This window comes from Mycobacterium sp. JS623 (assembly GCF_000328565.1).
GTDB lineage: Bacteria > Actinomycetota > Actinomycetes > Mycobacteriales > Mycobacteriaceae > Mycobacterium.
In genome coordinates, this window is the sequence record NC_019966.1 from 2,354,051 (window position 1) to 2,376,899 (window position 22,849).

The 22,849-nt window shown below is 64.6% G+C and carries 25 protein-coding genes; 11 read left to right on the forward strand and 14 right to left on the reverse strand.

What is annotated here, in order from left to right; translation table 11 throughout:
• Positions 1-39 precede the first annotated feature (39 nt).
• Positions 40-957 (forward strand): LLM class F420-dependent oxidoreductase, encoded by a 918-nt coding sequence (locus tag MYCSM_RS11460; protein WP_015306315.1) that lies wholly within the window; start codon positions 40-42, stop codon positions 955-957.
• 171 nt (positions 958-1,128) lie between these two features.
• On the opposite strand, the gene MYCSM_RS11465 is transcribed toward MYCSM_RS11460, so the two are convergent.
• The 6 genes from MYCSM_RS11465 to MYCSM_RS11490 are packed head-to-tail and all read right to left on the reverse strand — an operon-like array spanning position 1,129 to position 8,175.
• The gene (locus MYCSM_RS11465) at positions 1,129-1,506 is read right to left on the reverse strand and encodes a DoxX family protein (protein ID WP_015306316.1); all 378 of its coding nucleotides are present in this window, start codon (positions 1,504-1,506) and stop codon (positions 1,129-1,131) included.
• Between the two features lie 31 nt (positions 1,507-1,537).
• Entirely contained in the window at positions 1,538-2,728 is a 1,191-nt protein-coding gene (locus tag MYCSM_RS11470; RefSeq protein WP_015306317.1) for a cytochrome P450, read from the reverse strand.
• A gap of 11 nt (positions 2,729-2,739) precedes the next feature.
• Positions 2,740-4,284 carry a bifunctional 3-(3-hydroxy-phenyl)propionate/3-hydroxycinnamic acid hydroxylase MhpA gene (gene mhpA / locus MYCSM_RS11475; RefSeq protein ID WP_015306318.1) on the reverse strand — a complete coding sequence of 515 codons (1,545 nt, stop codon included), beginning with the start codon at positions 4,282-4,284 and terminating at the stop codon, positions 2,740-2,742.
• A complete protein-coding gene (locus tag MYCSM_RS11480; RefSeq protein ID WP_041313826.1) occupies positions 4,281-6,119 on the reverse strand; it encodes an AMP-binding protein in 1,839 nt (612 codons plus the stop codon). Before MYCSM_RS11480 ends, mhpA begins: the two co-directional genes overlap by 4 nt.
• Positions 6,110-7,048: a fumarylacetoacetate hydrolase family protein gene (locus MYCSM_RS11485; protein WP_015306320.1), complete on the reverse strand. Its 939-nt coding sequence runs from the start codon at positions 7,046-7,048 to the stop codon at positions 6,110-6,112. Before MYCSM_RS11485 ends, MYCSM_RS11480 begins: the two co-directional genes overlap by 10 nt.
• Positions 7,045-8,175 (reverse strand): VOC family protein, encoded by a 1,131-nt coding sequence (locus MYCSM_RS11490; RefSeq protein WP_015306321.1) that lies wholly within the window; start codon positions 8,173-8,175, stop codon positions 7,045-7,047. The genes MYCSM_RS11485 and MYCSM_RS11490 overlap by 4 nt, the downstream gene beginning before the upstream one ends.
• 103 nt (positions 8,176-8,278) lie before the next feature.
• Here MYCSM_RS11490 and MYCSM_RS11495 point away from each other — a divergent pair, with 103 nt between their 5' ends.
• Positions 8,279-8,938, forward strand: a complete 660-nt coding sequence (locus MYCSM_RS11495; RefSeq protein ID WP_015306322.1) for a TetR/AcrR family transcriptional regulator — start codon at positions 8,279-8,281, stop codon at positions 8,936-8,938.
• A 112-nt stretch (positions 8,939-9,050) separates the two neighbouring features.
• Here the strand turns inward: MYCSM_RS11495 and MYCSM_RS11500 are convergent, their stop codons facing one another.
• Positions 9,051-10,877, reverse strand: coding sequence for an acyl-CoA dehydrogenase (locus MYCSM_RS11500; protein WP_015306323.1), 1,827 nt, complete (start codon positions 10,875-10,877; stop codon positions 9,051-9,053).
• Positions 10,878-11,006: 129 nt separating this feature from the next.
• On the reverse strand, positions 11,007-11,684 hold the full coding sequence (locus tag MYCSM_RS11505; RefSeq protein ID WP_015306324.1) for a DUF427 domain-containing protein: 678 nt from the start codon (positions 11,682-11,684) through the stop codon (positions 11,007-11,009).
• Positions 11,685-11,805: 121 nt separating this feature from the next.
• Between MYCSM_RS11505 and MYCSM_RS11510 the strand changes: the two genes are divergently transcribed.
• Entirely contained in the window at positions 11,806-13,233 is a 1,428-nt protein-coding gene (locus MYCSM_RS11510; RefSeq protein ID WP_198345026.1) for a WS/DGAT/MGAT family O-acyltransferase, read from the forward strand.
• A gap of 135 nt (positions 13,234-13,368) precedes the next feature.
• A complete protein-coding gene (locus tag MYCSM_RS11515) occupies positions 13,369-13,938 on the forward strand; it encodes a hypothetical protein (protein ID WP_015306326.1) in 570 nt (189 codons plus the stop codon).
• A gap of 7 nt (positions 13,939-13,945) precedes the next feature.
• Here MYCSM_RS11515 and MYCSM_RS11520 read toward each other — a convergent pair whose 3' ends face one another.
• Positions 13,946-14,200, reverse strand: a complete 255-nt coding sequence (locus tag MYCSM_RS11520; protein WP_015306327.1) for a DUF2631 domain-containing protein — start codon at positions 14,198-14,200, stop codon at positions 13,946-13,948.
• Between the two features lie 150 nt (positions 14,201-14,350).
• Here MYCSM_RS11520 and MYCSM_RS11525 point away from each other — a divergent pair, with 150 nt between their 5' ends.
• Complete coding sequence (locus tag MYCSM_RS11525) at positions 14,351-15,184, forward strand: mycofactocin-coupled SDR family oxidoreductase (RefSeq protein ID WP_015306328.1); 834 nt, start codon at positions 14,351-14,353, stop codon at positions 15,182-15,184.
• On the opposite strand, the gene MYCSM_RS11530 is transcribed toward MYCSM_RS11525, so the two are convergent.
• The gene (locus MYCSM_RS11530) at positions 15,177-16,457 is read right to left on the reverse strand and encodes a cryptochrome/photolyase family protein (RefSeq protein ID WP_015306329.1); all 1,281 of its coding nucleotides are present in this window, start codon (positions 16,455-16,457) and stop codon (positions 15,177-15,179) included. The genes MYCSM_RS11525 and MYCSM_RS11530 overlap by 8 nt on opposite strands.
• 46 nt (positions 16,458-16,503) lie before the next feature.
• Between MYCSM_RS11530 and MYCSM_RS11535 the strand changes: the two genes are divergently transcribed.
• Genes MYCSM_RS11535 through MYCSM_RS11550 form a run of 4 tightly spaced genes read left to right on the forward strand, consistent with a single transcriptional unit; the run spans position 16,504 to position 18,606 of the window.
• A complete protein-coding gene (locus tag MYCSM_RS11535; RefSeq protein ID WP_041311849.1) occupies positions 16,504-16,818 on the forward strand; it encodes a hypothetical protein in 315 nt (104 codons plus the stop codon).
• Positions 16,819-16,832: 14 nt separating this feature from the next.
• The gene (locus MYCSM_RS11540; protein WP_232425758.1) at positions 16,833-17,255 is read left to right on the forward strand and encodes an ester cyclase; all 423 of its coding nucleotides are present in this window, start codon (positions 16,833-16,835) and stop codon (positions 17,253-17,255) included.
• A gap of 38 nt (positions 17,256-17,293) precedes the next feature.
• The gene (locus MYCSM_RS11545) at positions 17,294-17,764 is read left to right on the forward strand and encodes a hypothetical protein (RefSeq protein ID WP_015306331.1); all 471 of its coding nucleotides are present in this window, start codon (positions 17,294-17,296) and stop codon (positions 17,762-17,764) included.
• Between the two features lie 29 nt (positions 17,765-17,793).
• Positions 17,794-18,606, forward strand: a complete 813-nt coding sequence (locus MYCSM_RS11550; protein ID WP_015306332.1) for a DUF4097 family beta strand repeat-containing protein — start codon at positions 17,794-17,796, stop codon at positions 18,604-18,606.
• Here the strand turns inward: MYCSM_RS11550 and MYCSM_RS11555 are convergent.
• The 3 genes from MYCSM_RS11555 to MYCSM_RS11565 all read right to left on the reverse strand — a co-directional run bounded on the left by MYCSM_RS11555 (position 18,579) and on the right by MYCSM_RS11565 (position 20,620).
• The gene (locus MYCSM_RS11555; RefSeq protein WP_041311854.1) at positions 18,579-19,187 is read right to left on the reverse strand and encodes a hypothetical protein; all 609 of its coding nucleotides are present in this window, start codon (positions 19,185-19,187) and stop codon (positions 18,579-18,581) included. The two genes, MYCSM_RS11550 and MYCSM_RS11555, sit on opposite strands and share 28 nt — an antisense overlap.
• Before the next feature lie 134 nt (positions 19,188-19,321).
• Positions 19,322-19,765 (reverse strand): nitroreductase family deazaflavin-dependent oxidoreductase, encoded by a 444-nt coding sequence (locus tag MYCSM_RS11560; RefSeq protein ID WP_015306333.1) that lies wholly within the window; start codon positions 19,763-19,765, stop codon positions 19,322-19,324.
• Between the two features lie 12 nt (positions 19,766-19,777).
• Positions 19,778-20,620, reverse strand: coding sequence for an NmrA family NAD(P)-binding protein (locus tag MYCSM_RS11565; RefSeq protein WP_015306334.1), 843 nt, complete (start codon positions 20,618-20,620; stop codon positions 19,778-19,780).
• 81 nt (positions 20,621-20,701) lie between these two features.
• Here MYCSM_RS11565 and sigI point away from each other — a divergent pair, with 81 nt between their 5' ends.
• The gene (gene sigI / locus MYCSM_RS11570) at positions 20,702-21,550 is read left to right on the forward strand and encodes an RNA polymerase sigma factor SigI (RefSeq protein ID WP_015306335.1); all 849 of its coding nucleotides are present in this window, start codon (positions 20,702-20,704) and stop codon (positions 21,548-21,550) included.
• Here sigI and msrA read toward each other — a convergent pair.
• Complete coding sequence (gene msrA, locus MYCSM_RS11575; RefSeq protein WP_015306336.1) at positions 21,537-22,241, reverse strand: peptide-methionine (S)-S-oxide reductase MsrA; 705 nt, start codon at positions 22,239-22,241, stop codon at positions 21,537-21,539. The two genes, sigI and msrA, sit on opposite strands and share 14 nt — an antisense overlap.
• A 112-nt stretch (positions 22,242-22,353) precedes the next feature.
• Between msrA and msrB the strand changes: the two genes are divergently transcribed.
• The gene (gene msrB, locus MYCSM_RS11580) at positions 22,354-22,848 is read left to right on the forward strand and encodes a peptide-methionine (R)-S-oxide reductase MsrB (protein WP_015306337.1); all 495 of its coding nucleotides are present in this window, start codon (positions 22,354-22,356) and stop codon (positions 22,846-22,848) included.
• Position 22,849 lies beyond the last annotated feature (1 nt).

A 22,849-nucleotide genomic window follows, 5' to 3' on the forward strand; every position in this document is an offset into this window, starting at 1 on the left:
TCAGAAATCGAGAAGATTGTTCTGAAGCGGAGTGCCTACATGCGGTTCACGTTCACCCACCCGATGCACAGCCATCCGTACAACCCGGAGTTGGTGACTGGCTCGGGCATCGCAACGGTCGCGGCGGCAGCCGAGGCGGCGGGGTTCGACGGGTTCGGTTTCACCGACCATCCGGCGCCGACCCAGCGGTGGCTGGAGTCGGGCGGACACGATGCGCTGGACCCCTTCGTAGCGATGGGATACGCCGCGGCGCGGACGACGACGCTGCGCCTGATCCCCAACATCGTGGTGTTGCCGTACCGGAATCCGTTCGTGGTGGCCAAGGCCAGCGCGACGCTGGATTTGTTGTCCGAGGGCAGGTTCATCCTCGGCGTCGGCGTGGGCTACTTGAAACGCGAATTCACCGCGGTGGGCGTTAACTTCGACGAACGGGGTCAGTTGTTCGACGAGGCGCTGGAAGTGATCCGCGGAATCTGGACAACCGATGACTTCTCCTATGAGGGAACGCATTTCACCGCAAGCGGCATCACCGCCCATCCGCGGCCGGTGAGCCAACCGCATCCGCCGATCTGGATCGGCGGCAACACCGCTGCCGCGCGTCGGCGGGTGACCACCCACGGCGACGGCTGGTGCCCGTTCCCTGCGCCCGCAATGCTCGCCCAAACCGCGCGCACAGCCGAGATGAGCTCCGAAACTCTGGGTGGCGGTATCGATGACCTGCGCCGCCGACTGGAGGCCGCGGGGCGGGATCCGTCCGACATCGACATCAGCTTCACCAATTCCGAGGGCGGCAGCCCGGGCGCCGAGGACTTCAACGCCGACGCCTACCTGAGCGGGTTGGAAAAGCTTGCGGCGCTTGGCGTTACCTGGCTGCAGGTCGGACTGCCGGGTGACAGCCTCGCGCACGTGTTGGAGACGATCGAGCGCTTCGGCAAGTCAGTGATTGAAGCCGCTTAGCGAAAGCTTGCAGGGTCAGGGGCGTCCCACGCGACCGAAGAGGATCCCCAATGGGTCAGCTCGCTTGCGCCCTCGTTGGCGTACAGGTGAGGCGGCGGCGTGGCGAACGTCGCATACGGCCGGCAGCGAATCACGAGCCTGTCCTCGCGTTCGGCCATTCCATTGGAAGGTTTACAGGTTCGGTAAGGGCGCGGCGCCGGGTGCCCCGGCGGCCAGCGCGATAACCGCGACGGAAGCTGCCGCGGTCAGAACGGCAGGAAGCACAGCCGCGACGTTGTCCTTGGCTTTGACGTGGTAACCCACAGCGCCGCACATGAGAACGCATACCGCGGCGGCGGTCACAAAGGACAATGCTGGGAAGGTGATTCCAAGCAGAAAACCGACAGCGGCAGAGACTTCTGCCAAGCCGATCATCCGGTGCAGCGCAACACTAATGCCCAGGTGCTCGGCGCTGGCGCGAACAACGCTGAGGTGGAAAACCTTTGGTGCTCCGGTGACGGCCATCTCCAACGCCAGCAGGACGGATAGAACGATGAACGCGATATGCACGAGACCCCAATGGTCGGTAATCGGCTGATCGCTATGCGGCGATCAACTTGAGGGGAAGGTGTTCATGGCGGTGGATGATGTTGTTGATCGCCCATGTCGGTGTGCCACTGACTTCGATCCGGTCGACCCGGTCGATCAGTGCACGCAGGACGGCGGTCGTTTCCAAGCGCGCCAAACCCTGACCTGCGCAGGCATGAGCCCCTTGGCCGAAGCCGATCTGCCGACCGGCGTCGCGGCGGATATCGAACACATCGGGCTCGTCCCACTCGCGTTCATCGCGATTAGCCGAGGCGTACATCACCAGGACCCGGGCGCCGGGCGGGATTGTGACACCGCCGATTTCGGTCTGCTGGGCCACGCAACGCGCGAATGCCCGCAACGGTGGTTCGTACCGGACGACTTCATTGATGGCGTTCGGCATGAGTTCCGGTTCGTCTTTGAGTAGCTGCCACTGCTCAGGGTGCCTGGCGAACAAGTACAGCGCATTGCTGATGGCGCTCATGGTGGTGTCAATCGACGGGGCGAGATAGTCGACCATCAGCGGGGAACATTCGCGGTGCGTCAGCTTGCCTTCGTCGGCGGCGATCAGCAGTTCGTCCGCCATGCTGCCCGCGATTACGTTGCGCTCGCGCACCACGCGGCGGGCGAAGCTCAGCATGCGTAGCGCGCCAGGCATGGCTTTGATCGCTTGCCAATTCAGCGGGCCAAGGACATCGAAGGTGGCTCCGCCCCATTCAATGAGGTGGTCGCGTTGGTCGCGAGGCCAGCCGATGAGATCCGGGACGATGGCCAGCGGTAAGGCGGCCGCGAGGTCGTTGACGCCGTCGATCTCACTTTTGTTCAGTGCGGCGTCGACCACAGCGGCGGCCGTCGCGTCGACGCTGTCGCTGATCGCCCGCAGTGCGCGCGGCAGCATCCGATGCGCGAGGCGCTTGCGTCGCTGCTCGTGTTCGGTCCCATCGCTATTGAGGGTCGTTCCCCGCGCCAGGCGGTTGGTGACCGGGTTGAGCCCGACCCCGCTGCCCGACAGAAATGTCTTGTCATCACGAAGCACGGTCTTGCACTCCGTGTAGCGAGGCAGCGCGTACACCTTCTGTTTCGCCAACCACACCACCGGACCGAGGTCGCGCATCCGTTGATAGTGGGGGTAGGGATCGATGATCGCGTCGACCGAATAGATGTCTGCTGTGTAGACCGGGATGCCTGCCGGTTTGCGACGCATTTGGTCTCCTCTCAGGGTTTCTGGGCGCCGGTGGTCTGAACGGCCGTCGAATACTTGGGAATTTCGGTGCACAACTTTCGAAGGTTTCGCCCAGCACACATCACTGCCCGGTCAGGCCGGAGGACCGCGGCGGTTGCGTGTCCGCTTCGGAGCCAACGCGCCAACTCGCTGCCGGGTTCGGCGACGTGGACGACGGCGCCGTGCTCTTCGAGCAGCGTGCTCTCGAATGCCAGTGGCCGAGTGGTCGTGACGAGGACGAATGCGTTCCCGAACAACGCGTCGAGACGCCGCCCGTCGGCGAGAATCGGGTTGGGACAAAGCGTCCCGGCCAATTGCCGCGGCCGGCGCGCCTTGTGGACCAGGGCGGATCGGTGCAGCACCGGCGTCGTGCCGTTGACGATCTTTTTGCGCAGACCGGGGATCAGATGCAGGCGAGGGGCGATGATGCGCCTCAGGGCGTTTCCGAATTGGCCGCCAGCGGTCATTGCCCAGCCGATTCCAAGCGCCAGCCCGATCATCGTGCGTGCGTGTGGCTTTCGCTCTACCTCGTAGGTGGCCAGCACGTCCGCGGGTAGGTCTCCCGTGAGCACGCCCGCCAGCTTCCACGCGAGATTGATCGCATCGCGAAGTCCCGCGCCCATTCCTTGCCCGATGAACGGCGGCGTCAGATGGGCGGCGTCGCCGAGCAGGAAGACATTTCGATCGCGCCAGCGGTCCGCGATCTGCGCGCGGAAGGTGTACTCCGTGACCCGCATCAACTCGAGGTCATCGCTTGGAATGTCGTTGACCCACGGCGCAATCAGGCAGCGCAGCGCGTCGAGGGTGGCGAAGTCGTCGGCGGTTTCGCCGGGCAGCAAACGAAACTCAAAGCGATACCGCGTCGGCCCGATCCGCATGTAGGTGGCAGCACGAACCGGATTGCACACTTGATGGACGCCGTCCCATTGATCGAGCTCAGCGTCGGTCACCACGTCAGCGACCAACCAGCGCTGCTCGAAACGCAGGTCTTCCATCACCGCGCCGATTGAGCGGCGGACGATGCTGTTGGCGCCGTCACAGCCGAGCACATAAGCGGCGTCGACGGCGTGTTCGTCGCCGGTGACGCGGTCGGTGTACGTCAGCCGAACCCTGCCGGGGTCAAGCTGGGTGACGTCAGTGACTTCCACGTTGCCGCGAAGCTCAACGGCGGTGCGCCTTTTCAGGTTCGCCCTCAACACGGACTCGAGCTCGGGTTGGTCGAACATGTTGGCCTGCGGAAAGCCGTGGGCGCTCTCGGCCGGGTCGCGGTGAAACTGCGCCAACAACCGCAGATCATGGTCGAGCAGCCGCAGACCCAGCGCGGGCCGCGAAATCGCGGCGAACTCGTCAGCTACACCCAGGCGAGCCACCACCCGATAAATCTCGTCGTCGAGGTGGACCGCTCGGGGCTGCGGGTACACCGATTCCCACCGGTCGAGGATCAGGCACGAGATGCCGTAATCGGCAAGCAAAGTCGCGGCTGTGATGCCGGTAGGGCCGGCGCCGACGATGACTACCGGGAGGGATTCGAGCGTCATTGCCGCTCCCTGATGTGCCAGGCCAGGGCATAGCGGCCGAGCGTGGCGGCGATCGCGTCGGTGGCGGCGCCCGGATCAACAGTGACCGTCACGACGATCGACCCGTCATCAACTGCCGCGTCGACGGCGTGCACACCGCTGGTTTCGGCAAGTGCTTCGGAAATCGCCGTGTGGGCAGCGTCGGCCCGCAGTCCGAGCTTGTACGGCTTACCGACCGCGGTGACCGGAAGTGCGTCGACGATCGTCACCGACTTCGGCGCGGCGGCGCGTTCGGCGACCTGCTTGCTCGCCCATGTTTGCAATTCGTCCTCGGTGGCAGAACCACCCGTCGCCACGGTCACGTACGCGACGGGCACCTCGCCTGCGTGCACATCGGGTCTGCCGACCGCGGCGGCGCCGGTGACATCGGGATGGGCCAGCAGTGCATCTTCGATCATGGCGGGGTCAATGTTGTGGCCGCCTCTGATGATGAGGTCTTTGGCCCGACCCGTGAGGTGGACGAAGCCCTCGGCGTCAACCCATGCAAGATCCCCGGTGTCCAGCCAGCCGTCGTTGAGTTTCCCGAGACCGTCGAGCACATACGAGTCGTCGCTGCGAGCAGTGACATAGCCGGGGAAGACGGTAGGCCCGCTGATCGCGAGGTTCCCGACCTCGCAGTGGGGGAGATCGTGCCAGCGGCCGGCGTCGTCGATTCGCACGGTCTTGACGTGTTGATAGGGGAGACGCTGGCCGACCGAGCCCGGCCGCGGATGGTCGGGGAAGCTGCGCGCGCTGGCGCAGGTGGCCTCCGTGAGCCCGTATCCCTCGAGAAGGGGAACGCCGGTGTGCGACTCGAAGTCCTTGCGCACAGCGGCGGGTAGCGCTGACGCTCCGACCAACGCGTACCGCAGGCTCTTGATGTCGGCGTCGACCGGACACTGCGCCAAGACGGCGTACACGGTCGGCACCGCGCTCATTGCGGCAATCCTGTACTGCTGCACGATGTTCCAGAAGTTCGTGTACAACGCCGGATCGCGGTATCCCAGTGGGCCGGCCCACACCCCCTGCTGCCCGCGCAGCAGCGGTGCCAACAACGTCACGACCAGAGCGTTGACGTGAAACAGTGGCAGGCCGGCGAACAGTACCGCGTCCTCGTCGAGCAGCGTGTTGGCCGCGATCATCCAGGCGTCGGCTATCTCGTTGGCGTGGGTGTGCGCGGCCAGCTTCGGTGCGCCAGTCGTGCCGCCGGTGGGAAACAGCGCGGCCAGATCCCTCGACACGGGCGGTTCACCCAAAAAAGCTGACCCTGTGTATCTTTCGGCCCCCCGGATTCCGCCGGTTGGGTGAAGAGCCAGAACGGTGTCGACGGCCCCGGCATCGGCGAGCTGCTGGGCGGTGTCCCAGCTGGCGGCATCCAGTTCCGGCGCCGCGGCGATCAGCACCTTGGCTCCAGCCCGGGTGACGAGTTCGCAGATGTGCTCGCCCGACAGCGCGCCGTTTATTGGTGCGGCGATGCCGGCAAGCTGGGCAGCCAAGGTCGCGGTGATCAGCTTCCCACAGTTGGGGGAGATGATCGCGACGGCGTCGTGACGCTGGACGCCCAAGTCGCGCAGTAGATTGGCCGTCTTGTGCACGTCGGTCAGCAGTTCGCCGAACGTGCGATGCGTAGGTTCAGTCCAGCGGGTCGCATTGGGAAGGACGGTCACCGCGATTCGCTCCGGCCACAGCGCTGCCGCTCGTGCCAGCAGCGCGTAGGTGGACTCGGGTAAGCCCCTGTGCGCCAACGGAATCGACTCGATCTCTTCCAGATCGGCTGGCGAGGCGTAGCGCGGCCAGAGCAGATCGGTCACGCGTATTTCACCGTGGTCCGCTGGGTACCGAGATCGATCGCGCCGTCGTCGGTGGCCACTGACACTTCCACGACGTCGCCGTGCCGCAGGTACTTCTCGTTCTTGGCTTGTTGGGCGAAGAATGCTTTCCATTTGACTTCTGGCGGTAGCAGATTGGAGATCATCTGGATCGCCTTCGGCGGGGCGCTGAGCGCGGTACCGACCGGGGTGCCCGTCATGATGAGGTCGCCCGAATTCAGGTTTTGGAACCGCGTCAGCGACTGCAGCGCCTGCAGGGGCGGGTAGATCATGTCGCCGTCGACGACCATGTTCTGCCGCACCTCGCCGCTGACTCGAAGCTGCAGGCGCAGGTCGCCGAACCGCTTGAGCTCATCGGCATCCAGCAGCACCAAGCCTGGCCCGACGGGTGTGAACGTCGGATACGACTTCGCTTCGTAGAACTGGGTTTGCGGCAACTGAATGTCGCGGGCTGACACGTCATTCGTCACGACCAGGCCCGCGACGTAGTCGGACAGGTTCGCTTCCGTGACCTCGGTGCCCACCGGGATGTCCCGACCGATCACCAGCCCGATCTCTACCTCGTAGTCCATGAACTTGACGTGCGCCGGCTTGACGATGTCGTCGAACGGTCCGCTGATAGACGCCGACGCCTTGCGAAAGAAGGTGAGCGGAATCGTCTTCGGATCCATGCCCGCGTCCGTGACGTGTGAAATGAAGTTCGTCATCTGGGCGACGACACGGCATGGAGCCGTCACGGGGGAGACGAGGTCGAGGCTGTCCACGGGCACTGTGGTGCCATGGTGGGCCGCGGTGTCGATGGCCGCCCGATCGGCCAGCAACTCACCGGTCGTGGTTGCGGAAGAATCGACTTTGGCTGCACCACTGGGTGTTTGAACCCACCAGGCGTCGGCGGTGCGCAGAACGGAAGTGGTCATGAGCTCGCTACTTTCAGAAGGCCGATCAGGCGGTTGATATTGAATTCGTTGTCCTCGCGCAGCGCGGCGATCATCGACCGGGCCTCATGAGGAAGGGCTTTGGGATTGGTGCCGAGAAAGTCCTTGCTCGCGGGCGGCCCCCACTGGGCTAAACCCGACGCGGTGAACGGCGCCCAGCCCGGCGCCAAGGACGAGTCGAATATGTCGCCGTCGGCGAAGTGCTCGACCATGAAGCCGTCCGGGTCGCGCCAGTAGTCGAACAACTGGCTGCCCTGGATGTGACGGCCGATGCCCCAGGACCGGAAATAGCCACGCTCCCTGAGGTATTCGCCACCGGCAGCCAGTGCGTCGAGATCGCACACCTGATAGGCCGAATGCACATACCGGTTCTGTGGGCCGAGTGCAAGCGCCAGCGTGTGGTGATCGGCCGGTGTGGTGCCGCGGTCGCAGCGGATGAAGCTCATCGTCGGTCCGCGGTCACGCTGGCCGGGGTAGTAAAGGAAGTCGCTGACGATCATGCCGAGGTTGTCGAGATACCAGTTCAGCGTCGCGAGGTACTTGGTGGTTTGCAGGACGAGGTGCCCGAGTCGCTGCACTTTGGTGGGTTCACGGGGCGGGCGCTGTGTCGCGTTCACCCTTCGAAGCTCGTGTCCGAAGTTGAACGTGTGCGGTGTCTGTGACGGCAGCGAGTCCAGTGGATGCATGCCTGCGACAACGTGCACGGGAACGCCACTCGGATCGGTCAGGTCGACGGTCAGCCCGCCGATCGATTCGGGCAGGGGCTTGGCAACGGCGCCCGTCGCGTCGGCGAGCCGGACCAGGTCGGTCTCGTCCTGGGCTCGGTACGCAGCGCCGAGGAATCGGGTGGCCGAGCCGCCGCGAATGATCACACATGGCGAGCCGGCGTCGGTGCCCCGGAGGAGCAGCTCGTTCCGGGTTCGCAGCGCGGTCGCGAAACCGAAAGCTTGGGCGAACACCTCGGCCCGAACGAGGTCGGGCTTCTCGAACTCCAGCCACGCGATGTCGGCGACCTTGATCACCGGATTGGCGGACCGCCCGATGTGCTCGCCCTTGCGAGCGCCCTGCTCGCTGTGCAGCTCGTTGTGCGCGCCTACCAGGCTATTCATGCTGGCTCCTTTACTGACTGACGAAATCGTCACATACGACGCAACGCTCAGTCAAGGGTTCTGACGAAATCCTCAAACTGACAGAAGCTGCTATCCTGCGTGTGTGAGCGAATCGCAAGATGAGCCGGTCAACCGACTGGAACGGCGCAAACAGCGCACCCGCGCGGCGCTGATCCAGGCGGCGCAGGCCCTGATCGCTGCGGGCAGGCTGAACGTGCCGGTACTCGAGATCACGCAGGTCGCTGATGTGGGGATGGGCTCGTTCTACAACCACTTCGACAGCAAGGAAGCACTGTTCGAAGCGGCGGTTGCCGACGTCCTCGACACTCACGGTGCCCTGCTCGATCAGCTCACGGCCACGATCGACGACCCGGCCGAAACGTTCGCGTCCAGCTTCCGGTTGACCGGCCGGCTATTTCGACGTCGCCCACAGGAGAGCCGAATCCTGCTTGCCAGCGGACTCAACCTGATGTCGTCGGAACGCGGCCTTGGCCCGCGTGCGTTACGCGACATCACCGAGGCCACAGTTGCCGGTCGGTTCACGGTCGACGATCCGAAACTGGCATTGGCCGTCGCGGGCGGTGCCCTGCTTGGGCTCGGCAAGCTGCTGCAGGACGAGCCGGAGCGTGACGACGCGGCAGCCGCCGATCGCGTGACGGAAGATGTGTTGCGGCTGTTCGGACTTCCCGCGGACGACGCGCACGACGTTTGCACTCGTCCGCTTCCAGGTATCGACGAAGTGGCGCTGCCCGACTCGGCTTAGGGAGATGTGAGGTCCAGCGCGATGTCGACCGGTTACCACGCCGAGATAGACGAAATGACGGATTCCACTCGCACTTTCGCGCCGATGTGTCCGTTTGGGCGTTCTTAGATACTCAGAAGGCGGCCTCAGGCAGGCTCATGACGTCGTCGTCGAGGTTCTCGATGATCTCGCGCACCGCCGCGAGATTCGGCAGCATGTTGGCGGCGAAGAACGTCGCGGTGGCGATCTTGCCACGATAGAACGCCTCGTCGCCCTTCGACGCGGCGAGCGCGGCCTGAGCGACGTTGGCCTGCACCAGAAGTCGCCATCCGATCACCAGATCACCGACTGCGAGCAGGTACCGCACCGACGCGAGGCCCACTTTGTAGATCTCCGTGGGCTGTTCGGCCGAGGCCATCAGGTAGCCAGTCAACGTTGCCGTCATCGCCTGGACGTGTTCCAGCGCGGTGCGTAGTTGGGCGGCCTGGGTCTTCAGCCCCGCATCGGAACCGTCGATCGTCTGGCTGATCTGCGCCGCGACGTGTGCCAGCGCCTCACCGCGGTCGCGAGCGATCTTGCGGAAGAACAGGTCCAGCGCCTGGATGGCGGTGGTGCCTTCGTACAGCGAATCGATCTTGGCGTCGCGGATGTACTGCTCGATCGGGTAATCCTGAAGGAAGCCCGAACCGCCGAACGTCTGCAGCGACTCGGTGAGCAATTCGTAGGCCCGTTCGGAACCCACGCCCTTGACGATCGGAAGCAAAAGGTCGTCCACACGGTGCGCCATCTCGGCATTTGCACCCGAAACCCATTGAGCCACATCGTCGTTCTGGTGTGCAGCGGCGTACATGTACAGCGCGCGCAGCCCCTCGGCATATGCCTTCTGCGTCATCAGGCTGCGACGCACATCCGGGTGGTGGATGATCGTCACGCGCGGCGCCGACTTGTCCGTCATCTGGGTCAGATCGGCGCCCTGGATTCGCTCCTTCGCGAACGCCAGCGCGTTGAGATATCCGGTCGACAGTGTGCCCGCCGCCTTGACACCGATCGTCATCCGCGCGTTCTCGATGACGGTGAACATCTGCGCGATGCCATTGTGGACGTCGCCCACCAGATATCCGACCGCGGGGATGCCGTGGCCGCCGAACGTCAATTCGCATGTGGGGGAGGACTTCAGCCCCATCTTGTGTTCCAGCCCGGTGGCGAAGACGCCGTTGCGGGGGCCGAGTTCGAGCGTGTCGGGGTCGAAATGGAACTGCGGCACATAGAACAGGCTCAGGCCCTTGGTGCCCGGTCCGGCGCCCTCGGGACGAGCGAGCACCAAATGGAAGATGTTCTCGGCAGTATCGCCGACATCGCCGCCGGAGATGAACCGCTTCACACCTTCGATGTGCCAGGTCCCGTCGGGTTGTGCGATGGCCTTGGCGCGGCCCGCGCCGACATCGGAGCCTGCGTCGGGCTCGGTCAACACCATGGTCGCCGCCCAGCCGCGTTCTAATCCCATTGCAGCCCAACGCTTCTGCTGATCGTTGCCCTCTTCGTACAGGGCGAGCGCCATCGCAGGACCCAGCGCCCACCAGAAGGCCCCGGATGGATTGGCGCACAGCAGCATCTCGTTGACTGCCCACACCAGTGCCCTCGGTGCTGGCACACCGCCGATCTCTTCGGGCAGGCCGATGCGCCACCACTCGGCGTCCTTGACGGCCTGCACCGACTTCGCCAATTCGCCGGGCACGCTGATGGTGTGGTGTTCGGGGTCGAAGATGGGCGGCTTGCGGTCGGCCGCGGCGAAGGATTCGGCCACCGGACCCTCTGCGAGCCGCGCGACCTCGTCGAGCATCGTGTGCACCGTGTCGGCGTCGAGATCGCCGTAGCCGCCAGCAGCGAGGACGTCGCCGAGGTTCAGCACCTCGAACAGGTTGAACTCGATGTCACGGACATTGGTGCGGTAGTGGCCCACGCTTTTCCCTTCGCATAGCAAACTGCGAAAAGTGTGGCGGACCAGGCAAAACGTACGCAACCGTAACCACGGCAACCTACGGTGACGGAACCGTAGGCTACGAGGTCACGCGGCTTGGTGTGACTGGCGTCACATACTGGGAAGCTCGGCGACTACGTCGGCACGGCCCGCATCAAAGCTGAGATATCCCTTGACGGGCAGACATTCAGGTGGCGGGTCCTCGTAACTCCACGCCACGTCGTCAACAACGGTGTCGCCGACGACGGCCGCCCAATACGTCGCGTAGCCCTTGTAGTTGCAATAGGTAATCGTGTCCGTTCGGCGCAACAAGTCGGTGCGGACAGCGGATGAATCGACGTACAGGCGAGGGTCCAATGCGGTTTCGAACACGATCATGGTGTCCGCGGTGTCGACGAGTGTGGTGCCTGCGACACCGACCCGCAGCCGGCGGTGAGTCGGTCGGCAGTCGACACGGTGATACGGATTCGGCGGGTAGTGGACGAGTTGCCGGCCTTCCTCGAGCCACGTGTCGACCGCATCCCACGGCACGCGGACATATCCGGGCGCGTGCTGTTCGGCCTCGCTGGGAAGATCGCGAATGTCATCTGCTGGGAACGCATAGCTCAGCGGATGATCGCGCCGATGTACCAGCAACGCCCGCTCGGTGTCGATGACCGTCTGCCCACTGCGGAGGGCCTGGATACGTCGCGGATGTGGCTCGACGAAGACGACCTCGTCGGGCAGGGGAGGAACGAACCAGCCTGCAGGGTCCGTGCTGAGCGGACCGCGCCCGGCGACAAGACTCATGGCCAAAGCTTTACAGATTCTCTGTGAAGTGTCACTCGCCAGGTGAATGTTCGCCGAAGTGCTGTGGTGGGCATCCGTGAGGAGTGCAATAAGGCAGGGGTCACCGAGGATCGGGGTGGACGTGAGGCGACTCAATGGCGTAGACGCGTTGATGCTGTACAGCGAGACGCCCGAGGTCCATATGCACACGCTGAAGATCGGCATCCTCGACGTATCCGGTGTCGAGGGCGGTTTCACGTTCGATCTGTTTCGCGAAGTGGCATATCCGCGATTGATGGCGCTACCGGCGCTTCGCTACCAACTTGTCGACATCCCGTTGAAGCTGCATCACCCGATGTGGGTGGAAAACGACGACATCGACCTGGACTATCACCTGCGCCGCACACGAGTGCCTGCTCCAGGTGGACGTCGCGAGCTCGATCGGCTGATCGGCGAGATCGCCAGTACCCCGCTCGATCGTGCTCACCCCATGTGGGAGATGTATGTCGCGGAGGGGTTGGCCGACGACCGCATCGCGATCATTCACAAGGTCCACCACGTGCTGGCCGACGGCGTCGCATCGGCCAACCAGATGGCCAAGGCGATGGCGCCGCCCGACGCGGCGACCGCCGCGGCGCCCGACCCATTGGCGCAATCGCGGGGCAACCTGCTGAAGGCGGCCGGGCGTGACCACCTGCGGCTGATCGGAAAGCTGCCTCGGTTGGTGCGCGAGACGACGCGCGGTGTGTCGCGGGTTCGGCGCCGTTCGAAGGAGCGTGGTCGGCATCCGGATCTGGCCCGTAACTTCGCACCTCCGCAGTGCTTCATCAATCACGTGGTCTCCCCAGGCCGCCGGTTCGCGACGGCGCCGTTGGCGTTGGCGGACGTAAAGGAGACGAGCAAGCACCTCGGGGTGACTCTCAATGACATCGTGTTGGCGACGGCGGCCGGTGCGCTTCGTCAGCTGTTGCTGCGCTACGACGGTTCGGCGGATGCACCCCTTATCGCGGGCGTTCCGGTGAGCTACAACGCCTCACCGGAACGGTTGGTGGGCAACGAGTTTACGTACATGACGCCGTCGTTGCCCGTGCACATCGATGATCCACTCAAGCGAGTGGAATTGACCTCTGTGGCCACCTCGATCGCCAAGGAGAACAACCAACTCCTCGGGCCGACGGTGCTGCCCGCCTGGTTGTCCTATCTTCCTCCTGCACTTGCGCCGCGGCTGTTCCGCAGACAGGCCAGTCGGCTCGAGTCGGCCAGCGTCATGAACCTGGTCATCTCGAATGTGCCCGGTCCGCGCGAACGCGGCCACATCGAGGGCGCGGTCGTCAGCGAAATCTATTCTGTCGGACCGGTGGTGGTAGGCAGCGGGATGAACATCACGGTCTGGAGTTATGTCGACCAGCTCGCGATATCGGTGCTGACCGACGACCTCACGCTCGACGACCCCCACGAGGCTACCGACGCGATGATCGATGCGTTCATCGAAATACGCAGCGCCGCAGGGCTGTCCACTCACCTGACACCGATCGGTGCGGTCATGCCGTTGGCCGCCGCGGCGGGCTGACCGCGATCCGAGTACTAGAACGCCCTGCAGGCACGGTGTGGCGCGTCGATGCGATCGACCGAACAGTTGGCCGGGCGTCGTCGCTTCGGAAAATCAAACCTTTACAGATCATGACAAAAATGTCACGCTCTAGGGATGGCAACCCGAACCGTCATCGCCGACGACAAAGCCGCTGCGGGGTTCGATCGAGCGACCGCGAGCAGGGTGCTCCGCTACCAACTCAACATCGTCGCCACGTCGACGCTGGACGTCGTGCAGTCTGCAGGCGGATGGTTGTGCGACCGCGCGAGGGCAGGCTGGGATGTCAACGTGATGGTCGCCGACGGCGGCGACCCGCGACCGCTGACAATTCTGGGTGCGACGGCACTCGACCTGAACGAGGGCTTCCTGTCGATTGTCCGTAACTCGTCGCGCGTCGGTGCGCTCGCCGTCAGCGCCGAAGTCCTTGGCGCCGATCGAGAGGTGCGTGACGAAGTTCTTCATGTGCTGAAGCGCGGACTCACCGAAGTCACGGTGTGGGGTTCTCAATGGCCGGCTGAACTCGGCCGTCAGGCTGACGCGGTCTACCACCGGGTGAGTTCGGCCGCACGGGCTTTCAAGTCACATGCACTTGTCGCCGCTGATGTCTCGCCGGATGCGGTCACCTCGAGCGAGACGCTGTTCCGGATCGGGTCGGGGGCATTCCGCCCGCTGTACTCAGTCTGAGGGCGCGCTACCGGATCCAGCCGCGCCGGCGCAGCCACCAGTCGCGCGCGACCACTACGACGAGAAGGATTGCGAAGGCGATCAGGAAGACGTCCTCGACGTGGCCGACGTGGTTGCCCCTCAGCATCAGCAGCAGGAAGCCGGCCGACAGCAGCCCGCCGATATGGATCAGCTTGTGGTTCTCCTTGGACCAGCCCCATTCCGCGGAGGGCACATCTTCGACGTCGACGCCGGTGTGTCGTTCCACCTCGGTGTTGGCCACGGCTACTCCTCATGGTCGGGCTGAGTCTGCAGACATTCTGGCACAGGTCTACTACACGCGGCCGTACCCCCGTTGACCTTCCGTTTTCTGTTTGCTGACATCGCGGACGCTCGGAGCGTAACGTCGTCTGCGCGCCGAAGGGGGAACGTCATGGCGTTGCAACTGGAGGGAAAAGTCGCTTTCATCACCGGCGCTGCCAGGGGGCAGGGCCGTTCGCATGCCGTTCGGTTCGCCGAGGCTGGCGCCGACATCATCGCGTTCGACCTGTGCGACCAGATCGACAGCGTCGCCTACCAAATGGCAACGCCGGAAGATCTCGACGAAACGGTGAACCTCGTAGAGAAGACCGGCCGCCGCATCGTGGCCGAACAGGGTGACGTTCGCGACTTCGAACGGCTCAAGACGGCGGTCGCCAACGGTGTTGCCGAACTCGGGCGGTTGGACTTCGTCCTCGCCAACGCCGGGATCTTGCCGATGGTCGGCGAACAGGCACAGCAGATTTCGGCTTTCGACGACGCCATCGCCGTCATGCTCAACGGGGTGTACTACACGATCGAGGCGGCGCTGCCCGCACTAATCGAAAGCGGAGACGGCGGCGCCATCGTGATCACCAGTTCGGTGGCCGGGCTGTCGGGTATGCACGTGAAGCTCAGTCAGAAGACTCACGGTGGAGCCGGCTATTTGGCCGCCAAGCATGGGGTGGTCGGCATTATGCGCGGCTACGCAAACATGCTCGCCGAGAAGAATATTCGGGTAAACACCGTGCACCCCACAGGGTTGAACAGCGCGATGATCGTCAATCCGCAAGTCGAACAGTTGCTGGCAGAGCAGCCCGAGTACGCGGCGGCATTCGAAAATCTGCTGCCGGTTCCGCTGATCGAGGCCGGTGACATCAGTGAGGCGATGCTCTACCTCTGCGGACCGTCGGGTCGCTACATCACCGGCATCCAGCTTCCCGTCGACGCGGGCTTCCTGGTCAGATAGCGCTGTAGCGTCGCAGCGCCTCCTTGCGTTCCGCCGCGTGGTCGACGATCGGGGCGGGATAGCTGTCGTCGTCGACCTCTGGCACCCACCGTCGGACGTAGGTGCCGTCCGGGTCGAACTTCTTGCCCTGTGTAACGGGGTTGAACACCCGGAAGTACGGCGCGGCGTCGGTGCCACAGCCGGCCGCCCACTGCCAACCGTGTTGATTGTTGGCGATATCGCCGTCCACCAACTGCTCCAGAAACCACCGCGCGCCCCACTGCCACGGCAGGTGCAGATCCTTGACCAAAAACGACGCGACGATCATCCGCACCCGGTTGTGCATGAACCCGGTCTGCGAGAGCTGGCGCATGCCGGCATCCACAATGGGAAAACCTGTGCGGCCGGCCTTCCATGCCTCGAATAATTCTTGGTCCTCGTCGACCTGGATCGCATCGAACGATTTGTTCCAGTTCCACCACGCGCTATCGGGCCACTCATGGAGTACCGCCGCGTAGAAGTCACGGAATGCCAGCTCCCGCAGGAATGCCTGGGCGCCCTTGCCGCTGTTCACGTCGGCGGCCATCGTGCGCGGGTGAATGGTGCCGAACTTCAGGTGAGCCGACATTCGGCTGGTGGCGTCGAGGTCGGGGCGGTCACGGTCGTCGGCGTAGTCTTCCAGCCCGCCGTCAACGAATCTCGCCCATTGCTTGCGGGCCGCGGTCTCGCCCGCAGGCAGTTCCAACTCCACTCCGGAATCAGGGATGTTCACGCCGCCAGGTAAGTCGGCGGGTTCGATCCAGCGCGCCGAGTTGGCATCCGAGTCGGCCGGCGGACGCCAGCCGTGCCGTCGCCACGCATCGAAAAACGGGGTGAACACCTTGTACGGCGTGCCGTCGCTCTTGGCGACACGGCCAGGGGACACCAAATATGGCGAACCGGCTTCCTCGAGCGCCACGTCACCCAGCGCACTACGAACAGCGACGTCGCGTCGCCGGCCAAATGGCGAATAGTCTGCCGACACATGCACCGAGCTGGCACCAATTTCCTTGGCGAGCTTGGGAATGACCTTCTCGGGCCGACCGCGCGTGACATGCAGCCGCCCATCGAGGGACTCGTGGAGATCCCGCAGCGCGTCGTACAGATACTGGAGTCGGCGCGGCCCGGCCGACGCGGTCAGCCGCGGGTCCAGCAGATAGCAGGCCAGCACTTCGCCATCTGAGGCCGCGGCGTCGAGCAGCGGCGGTAGGTCGTGCAGCCGCAGATCGCGCCGAAACCACAACAGCGTGGGCATCCATTGATGCTGCCCGATTTTCGCGATAGAGAAACAAGATGGAATTTTGGAGCGGCACGCCGTTCATGAAGACCACCGAGATCGTCGCGGTGGCGCAGCGGCTGCGCTTCTCCAATGCCGTCTACAGAGGCTCAATAAGCTGCGCCGCGAATACGGCCGCGAGAACGAGCCGTTCGACATCGTGCTGGCGCTGCTCCAGCCGCCGACCCCCGATCTGTACAAGCGCGCCGAGGAGGCAGGCATCACTGCGGTGATGTCCGCCCCGTGGATGGGAACGGAGTTGCCGCAGGGCGGTGTCGAGCGCTACCGCGAGCCGATCGAGCGGTTCGCCGAAACGATCATCGCCAAGGTGCGCAGGTAAATATCGTTGGCCACGTGGCTGATTCGATGGATGACGCGGTCCGGGAACTCGTAGAGTGCTTCTACGCCGCGCTGGACAGGCGGGACTGGCCGACGGTCGAAGCCCTGGTGTCGCCCCGGTTGGTCGTTGAGGTCGGCAGTTCGGAACCCTTCGGCTGGGCCGAGTGGCGCGCGAATCTGGAGGAGTTCATTCGCGGCTTTCCGGATGGCCGCCACGAAATTGAGGAAGTCCTCGTCGATGGTTCCCACGGCATCACGCGGTGCCGGTTCACCGGCACCCACACCGGTGAGTTCCGAGGCATTGCGCCGACAGGCACCAAAGTGTCGATCGCGGGCATCCACATCGACCGATTCCAGGGCGATTCGTTGGTGGCACACCGCGGCCAACTCGACCTGTACGGCCTAATAGAGCAGCTCAACAGTCCTGCGTCAGATTGACGCTTGCGATGACATCATAGTGATGACACCATGACACCATGGAGTTGCAGCCGTATGTGGACGCGGTGCGCCACGAGTTGTCTGTGGCGGCCGCCGCGGGCGGACAGGAAGCGGAGGCACTCGCCGAGCGATTGACCGCACCGCTGGAATCGGCGATCCGGCTGGCGGTGCTCGAGGCGCTGTCCGAGGCAGCCGAACAGATCACCCGCGACCTCGCGCCCGGCTCGGTCGATGTTCGGCTGCGTGGGCGCGACCCCGAGTTCACGGTGTCGTCCGGCCTTGATGCGGAGACGCCCGCCGTCGTCACCCCGGAACCCGATGACGACGGCGCCACCTGGCGGGTGACGCTTCGGCTGCCGGAACACCTGCGCGCCCGCGTCGACGCCGCTGCGCGCGGCGATGGGCTGTCGGTGAACGCATGGCTCGTCCGCGCGGTCGCGGCGGCACTCGGCGGCACCAGACGTTCCCGAGGCGGTTCTGGCAAGCACATCAGCGGCTGGGTTCGCTAGTCCATGAAAACCGATGAGGAGTAACAACGATGCCGAAATTCGATACGCCCCATCCCATCACCGCGACCGTGGAGATCTCAGCGGGCTCCGTGCGGCTGGTCGCCACTGACCGCGACGACACGGTCGTCGACGTGCGACCGCGCGACGAGAACCGAAGTCACGACGTCAAGGCCGCCGAGCAGGTGCGCGTCGACTTCAGCAACGGCACGCTGCGCGTGTCCAGCGACCGCGGCTTCTCCTTTCCGCCTAGGGGAGCGGTTGTCGTCGACATTGCGCTACCGCGCGGCTCACAACTCGCGGCGTCGGTCGCGTCAGCGAACATCACCGCCGACGGTCAGTTCGGCGATTGCAGGTTTGCGTCGGCCAGCGGTGACCTGGAGGTCGGTTCGGTGAGGGGAAACTTCAAGGCGGACAGCGCATCCGGCGGTGTCTCGGTGCACGGCATCAGCGGGTCAGCGTCGGTGTCGACGGCGTCCGGTGACGCCGTCATTGGTGATCTCGACGGCGACGTGAAATTCCGCGCCGCGAGCGGGTCGCTGACCGTCAAGCGTTTGCGCGGCAACATCAATTCGCAGACTGCTTCTGGCGATGTCCATGTCGCGGCCGCCGTCAACGGGGGTGTGTCGGCGCAGGCCGCCAGCGGCGAGGTCGTCGTCGGTATCGCCGAAGGCACCGCGGCCCAGCTCGATTTGCGCACCAGGTCCGGCGAAGTCCGCAATTCCCTGACCGAATCCGACGGTCCTGCCGAGGGTGACGAGACGCTGACCGTGCACGCACGGACGGCCTCCGGCGACGTCGTTATTCAGCGCGCACTTCAGGACGGACCGGTCACCACCAGCTGATGTCCGTCCGACAGGCGCAGGACGAACTCCCGCATGCCCCAAGGCTGTTCGACGGGAGCGGAGGCTATGTCCGCTCCCGAGGCCGCCGCACGGCGGTGCGCCGAATCGAACTCGGTGCCGACATCAACAGTCACTGTGATGGGTGCGATCGGTGACCGCGCCACCACCAGTCGCAGGCCAGGACCGACACTCCACGGACCGAAGACCACACCGACCATGGCTGGTGGATCACCGACCTCGTAGAGCACCCTGGCGCCGAGCACGGCCCGTAGTACATCGAGTTCTGCGGCGACGTCGAGTACGGGAAGCGTGGCTTCGACATTGAGTACGGCGGTGGTCTCTGGGTCGCGCGACCGGCCGAGAACGATTGATTCGTGCGGTGTTTCGCGATGCGGATACCGCTGCGCGAGCTGGCCGTGTTCAGTGAGCCCGACCCTGCGCGCGGTGGCCAGCGATCGGAGGTTGGTGCTTTCTACCCACGCCTCAATCCGGTCGAGACCCAGCGGTCCGAACGCATACTCGATGACTGCTGCCGCCGCCTTCGAGCAGACGTGCCAGATCTCGCCGCGTATCGGCGACATCGACGCGCAACGGGCTGTTCCACCAACGCATTACGTCTGGATCGCGATAGCCGGCATGCATTGCGTCTGCGTCGCGTTCGGGATCCAATGGGACCAAGGACAGCCGGGCAGTCGTCAGCTCCACACGGATGAGGCTAGTCGCCGGGGTCGAACCGGAACACCGTGAGTTTGCCGGCCAGATCCGCGAACTCCTCGGGGGCGCCGTCGCGCACCAGGCCCGCGCGTTTGGCGAAGCCGACGCCGACCGGCACCTTGACGGCGAAAGCCCGCAGCACGGGCCGCGACTGCGCCGGATTCAGTTCGACGATCTTTATGCGCCGCGACTTGCGTCCGCGCGACAGCGTCCCCGCACCGGCAGCGCGCGCGTTGGACGCCCAGTCGGCCCCTGGATAGCCCGCGACGACGTAGAGGCCGCCGTCATGCTCGAACGGCGTCATCGGCGTGCTGCGCGGCTTCCCGGTTTTCCGTCCTGGGACTGTCAGAACCATCGCCGGGCCGATCGGGATGCCGAGCTTCTGCACGGCCATCATGAACTTGTTCATCGGCTTGAGATACCGCGGCGGACGGAACTCGGACATGGCTTGTCTCCCTTACTGTTTGATGAAAAGCTCTTGGTGGGCGGACACCGCGTCGGCGAACGTCTCAGCGGGCCTGCCGAGGATCTTTTCCACCTCGTGGGTGACCAACGCCGGTTTAGATACCGTCGCCTCCAGAAACGCGATGTACGCGTCGGCGAACTCAGGTGCAAAGCCCAGCCCGATGAAGCGCTGACGGACCATCTCGGCAGGGACCTCTTGATAGCGCAAGGGGCGGCCGAGCACTGATCCGATGATCTCCACCATCTCCGTGTTGGTGAACGCCTGCGGGCCCGTCATCGGAATCTTGCGGCCGACGAGCTCGTCGGTGAGCAACGCCTTGGCCGCCACGGCTGAGATGTCACGGTCGACGATCGGTGCAGTCGATGCCGTCGCATACGGTCCGCTGACCACGTCGCCCGCCTGAATCTGGGGCGCCCACATACCAAAGAAGTTGGTGATGAACACCGTTGGGCGAAGGCTCACCCACTCCAAGCCGGAGTCGACGGCGAGCTGCTCGACTTCCTTGTTGCGGTCGTCGCGGAACCGCGACGGCTGACGTGAGAAATCGTCGTCGGCGTTGATCGCCGACAACGCGACGAGTCGCGTGACACCTTCGAAGCGGGCTTGACGGATGAATGGCTCGAGTTCGTCGCCAAGCGCGCGGGAGTTGAGGAACACCGCCGAGGCTCCGGGCAGACCCTCTGCCGCAGTGGCCACCACCTTGACGCCATCGGGAAAGCGGGCGGCATCGGGTTGTCGGGTGACGGCGCGCACCTCCATGCCGGCTGTTGCGAGTTCGTTGACGAGTGGGCGGCCGACATTGCCGGTTGCGCCGGTGACGAGAATTGCGTTCATGGAGTCAAGGACGGCGTCGCGTAGAGAAAAGTTACACAGCGACGGGTGTAACTTTTTCGGGCCGCGTGTCGTCTTAGTTGCATGAGCTCTTCACCCCCGGTCGAAGCAGCGGTGCGCAGCCACCGCCCGTACCTGGTGAACCTCGCCTACCAGATGCTCGGCGACGTGGGCGAGGCCGAGGACGTCGCACAGGAGGCGTTCCTTCGGCTGTCACGCGCCTCGCAAGTCGACGATGTCCGTGCGTGGCTGACAGTGGTCGCCGGACGGCTGTGCCTGGATCAGATGCGGTCCGCGCGCGCCCGCCACGAACAACCCGATGAGTCAGGGGCTCTCGACACAGCCGTGTCGCGGGACGCCGATCCCGCCGACCGGGTCACGCTCGACGACGAGGTCCGCTCCGCGCTGCTGGAGGTATTGCGGCGGTTGAGCCCCGGCGAGCGGGTGGCGTTCGTCCTGCACGACGTGTTTCAGATGTCGTTCGAAGACGTCGCCGAGACGGTGGGCAGGCCGGTCGGCACCTGTCGTCAACTTGCCAGACGCGCGAGGGCGAAATTCGCTGATTCCGCGGGATCAAGGCCTCGGGCCGCCGATGTGACGGATGTCGAGCACCGGATCGTCACCGAGAAGTTCATCACCGCTTGCGCGAACGGGGACTTGCACGCCTTGACCGCAGTGCTGGATCCCACGGTGTGGGGGGTGGCGACCTTTGTCGGCGGCGCGCCCCAGCAAGTCAACCACGGGCGAGATACGGTGGCGCCCAACCTTCTTCGTTTCCTCGGCCAGGGTGCGACGTTGGTCGCTGGCCCTGCGGGCGAGGTGCTGGGGTTCACGGACCGCAGGCTCGCGGTGGTGCTCGTGCTGACGGTGCGCGGCGACCGCGTCATCAAGATCGAGGCGACCGTCGACCCGTCCGCCGCTATCCGTGGGTGACCGCGTGCACCAGCACAGGTTGATCGCGGTACAGCTGCGGAAACTGTTGCCGCAACGCGTCTAGCTTCGGCATGTCGTTGATCGCGATGTACGCCGCGGTCGGATGCGAGTTGAGGTAATCCTGGTGGTAGTCCTCGGCGGGGAAGAACCCGGAGTCTCTCTTGGTCTGCGTGACCACGGTGCCATCGAAGACTTTCGCCTGGTTGAGTTGAGCGATGTACGTGTCGGCAACCCGCTGCTGCATATCGTTCTGCGGAAAGATCGCCGAGCGATATTGTTCGCCGACGTCGGGTCCTTGTCGGTTCAGTTCCGTCGGATCATGGACAACGGCGAAGAACACGTGCAGCAGCTCGCCGAACGTCACTTGGCTGGGGTCGTAGGTGATGCGTACGGACTCGGCATGCCCGGTGCTACCCGTGCTCACCGTCTCGTACTGTGCGGTCGACGCGTCGCCACCCGCGTAGCCGGAGACCGCCGCCGACACGCCCTTCACGTGTTGAAATACGCCCTGAACACCCCAGAAGCAGCCGCCGGCCAGCACCGCGGTCTCGCTCGCCCCCCGGCTACCCACCGGCTCGTCCAGCACGGGTGCCGGAACGGGTGTCGCCGCGCCTGCGGGCAATAGTGCGAAACCCAGTGCCAACATCACGGCCAGGGCGGCGATTCCGCCCGTCTTGGCGGTCAACCTCATCGGTTCAGGCTAGCGACTATAAGTGCGCAAACGATCGGATCATTCCTTACCGAACTGTGACACTGCTTCTACAACAACGGTTATCGCGCCGGTTCGGGCGTAGATTCCTCCGATGAGTGTGACGCGACGGCAGTTCCTGGTCGGTGTTGGCGCAGCGTCGGCGACCATCGTTGGGGCCGCGGCGTGCGCGCGGTCGGCAGTGGCCAGTCCCGCGGTCGATTTCGAGGTGACTCATACCGACGCCGAGTGGAAGCAGCTGTTGACTGCCGAACAGTACAACGTGTTGCGCAGGGCAGGCACCGAGATGCCGTACAGCAGCCCGCTCAACGATGAGCACAGGCATGGGGTGTTCAGTTGTGCGGGTTGCGCGCTCGACCTGTTCTCCTCCGACACCAAGTTCGACAGCGGCACCGGGTGGCCGAGTTTCTGGCGGCCGCTCGACGGTGCCGTACTGGAGCGCCAGGACGACAGCATCGGCATGGCTCGCACCGAGGTGCTCTGCCGGCGCTGCGGCGGTCACCTCGGCCATGTGTTCGACGACGGTCCACAGCCCACCGGGCTGCGCTACTGCATGAACGGCGTCGCGATGAACTTCCGTGCGCTCTGAC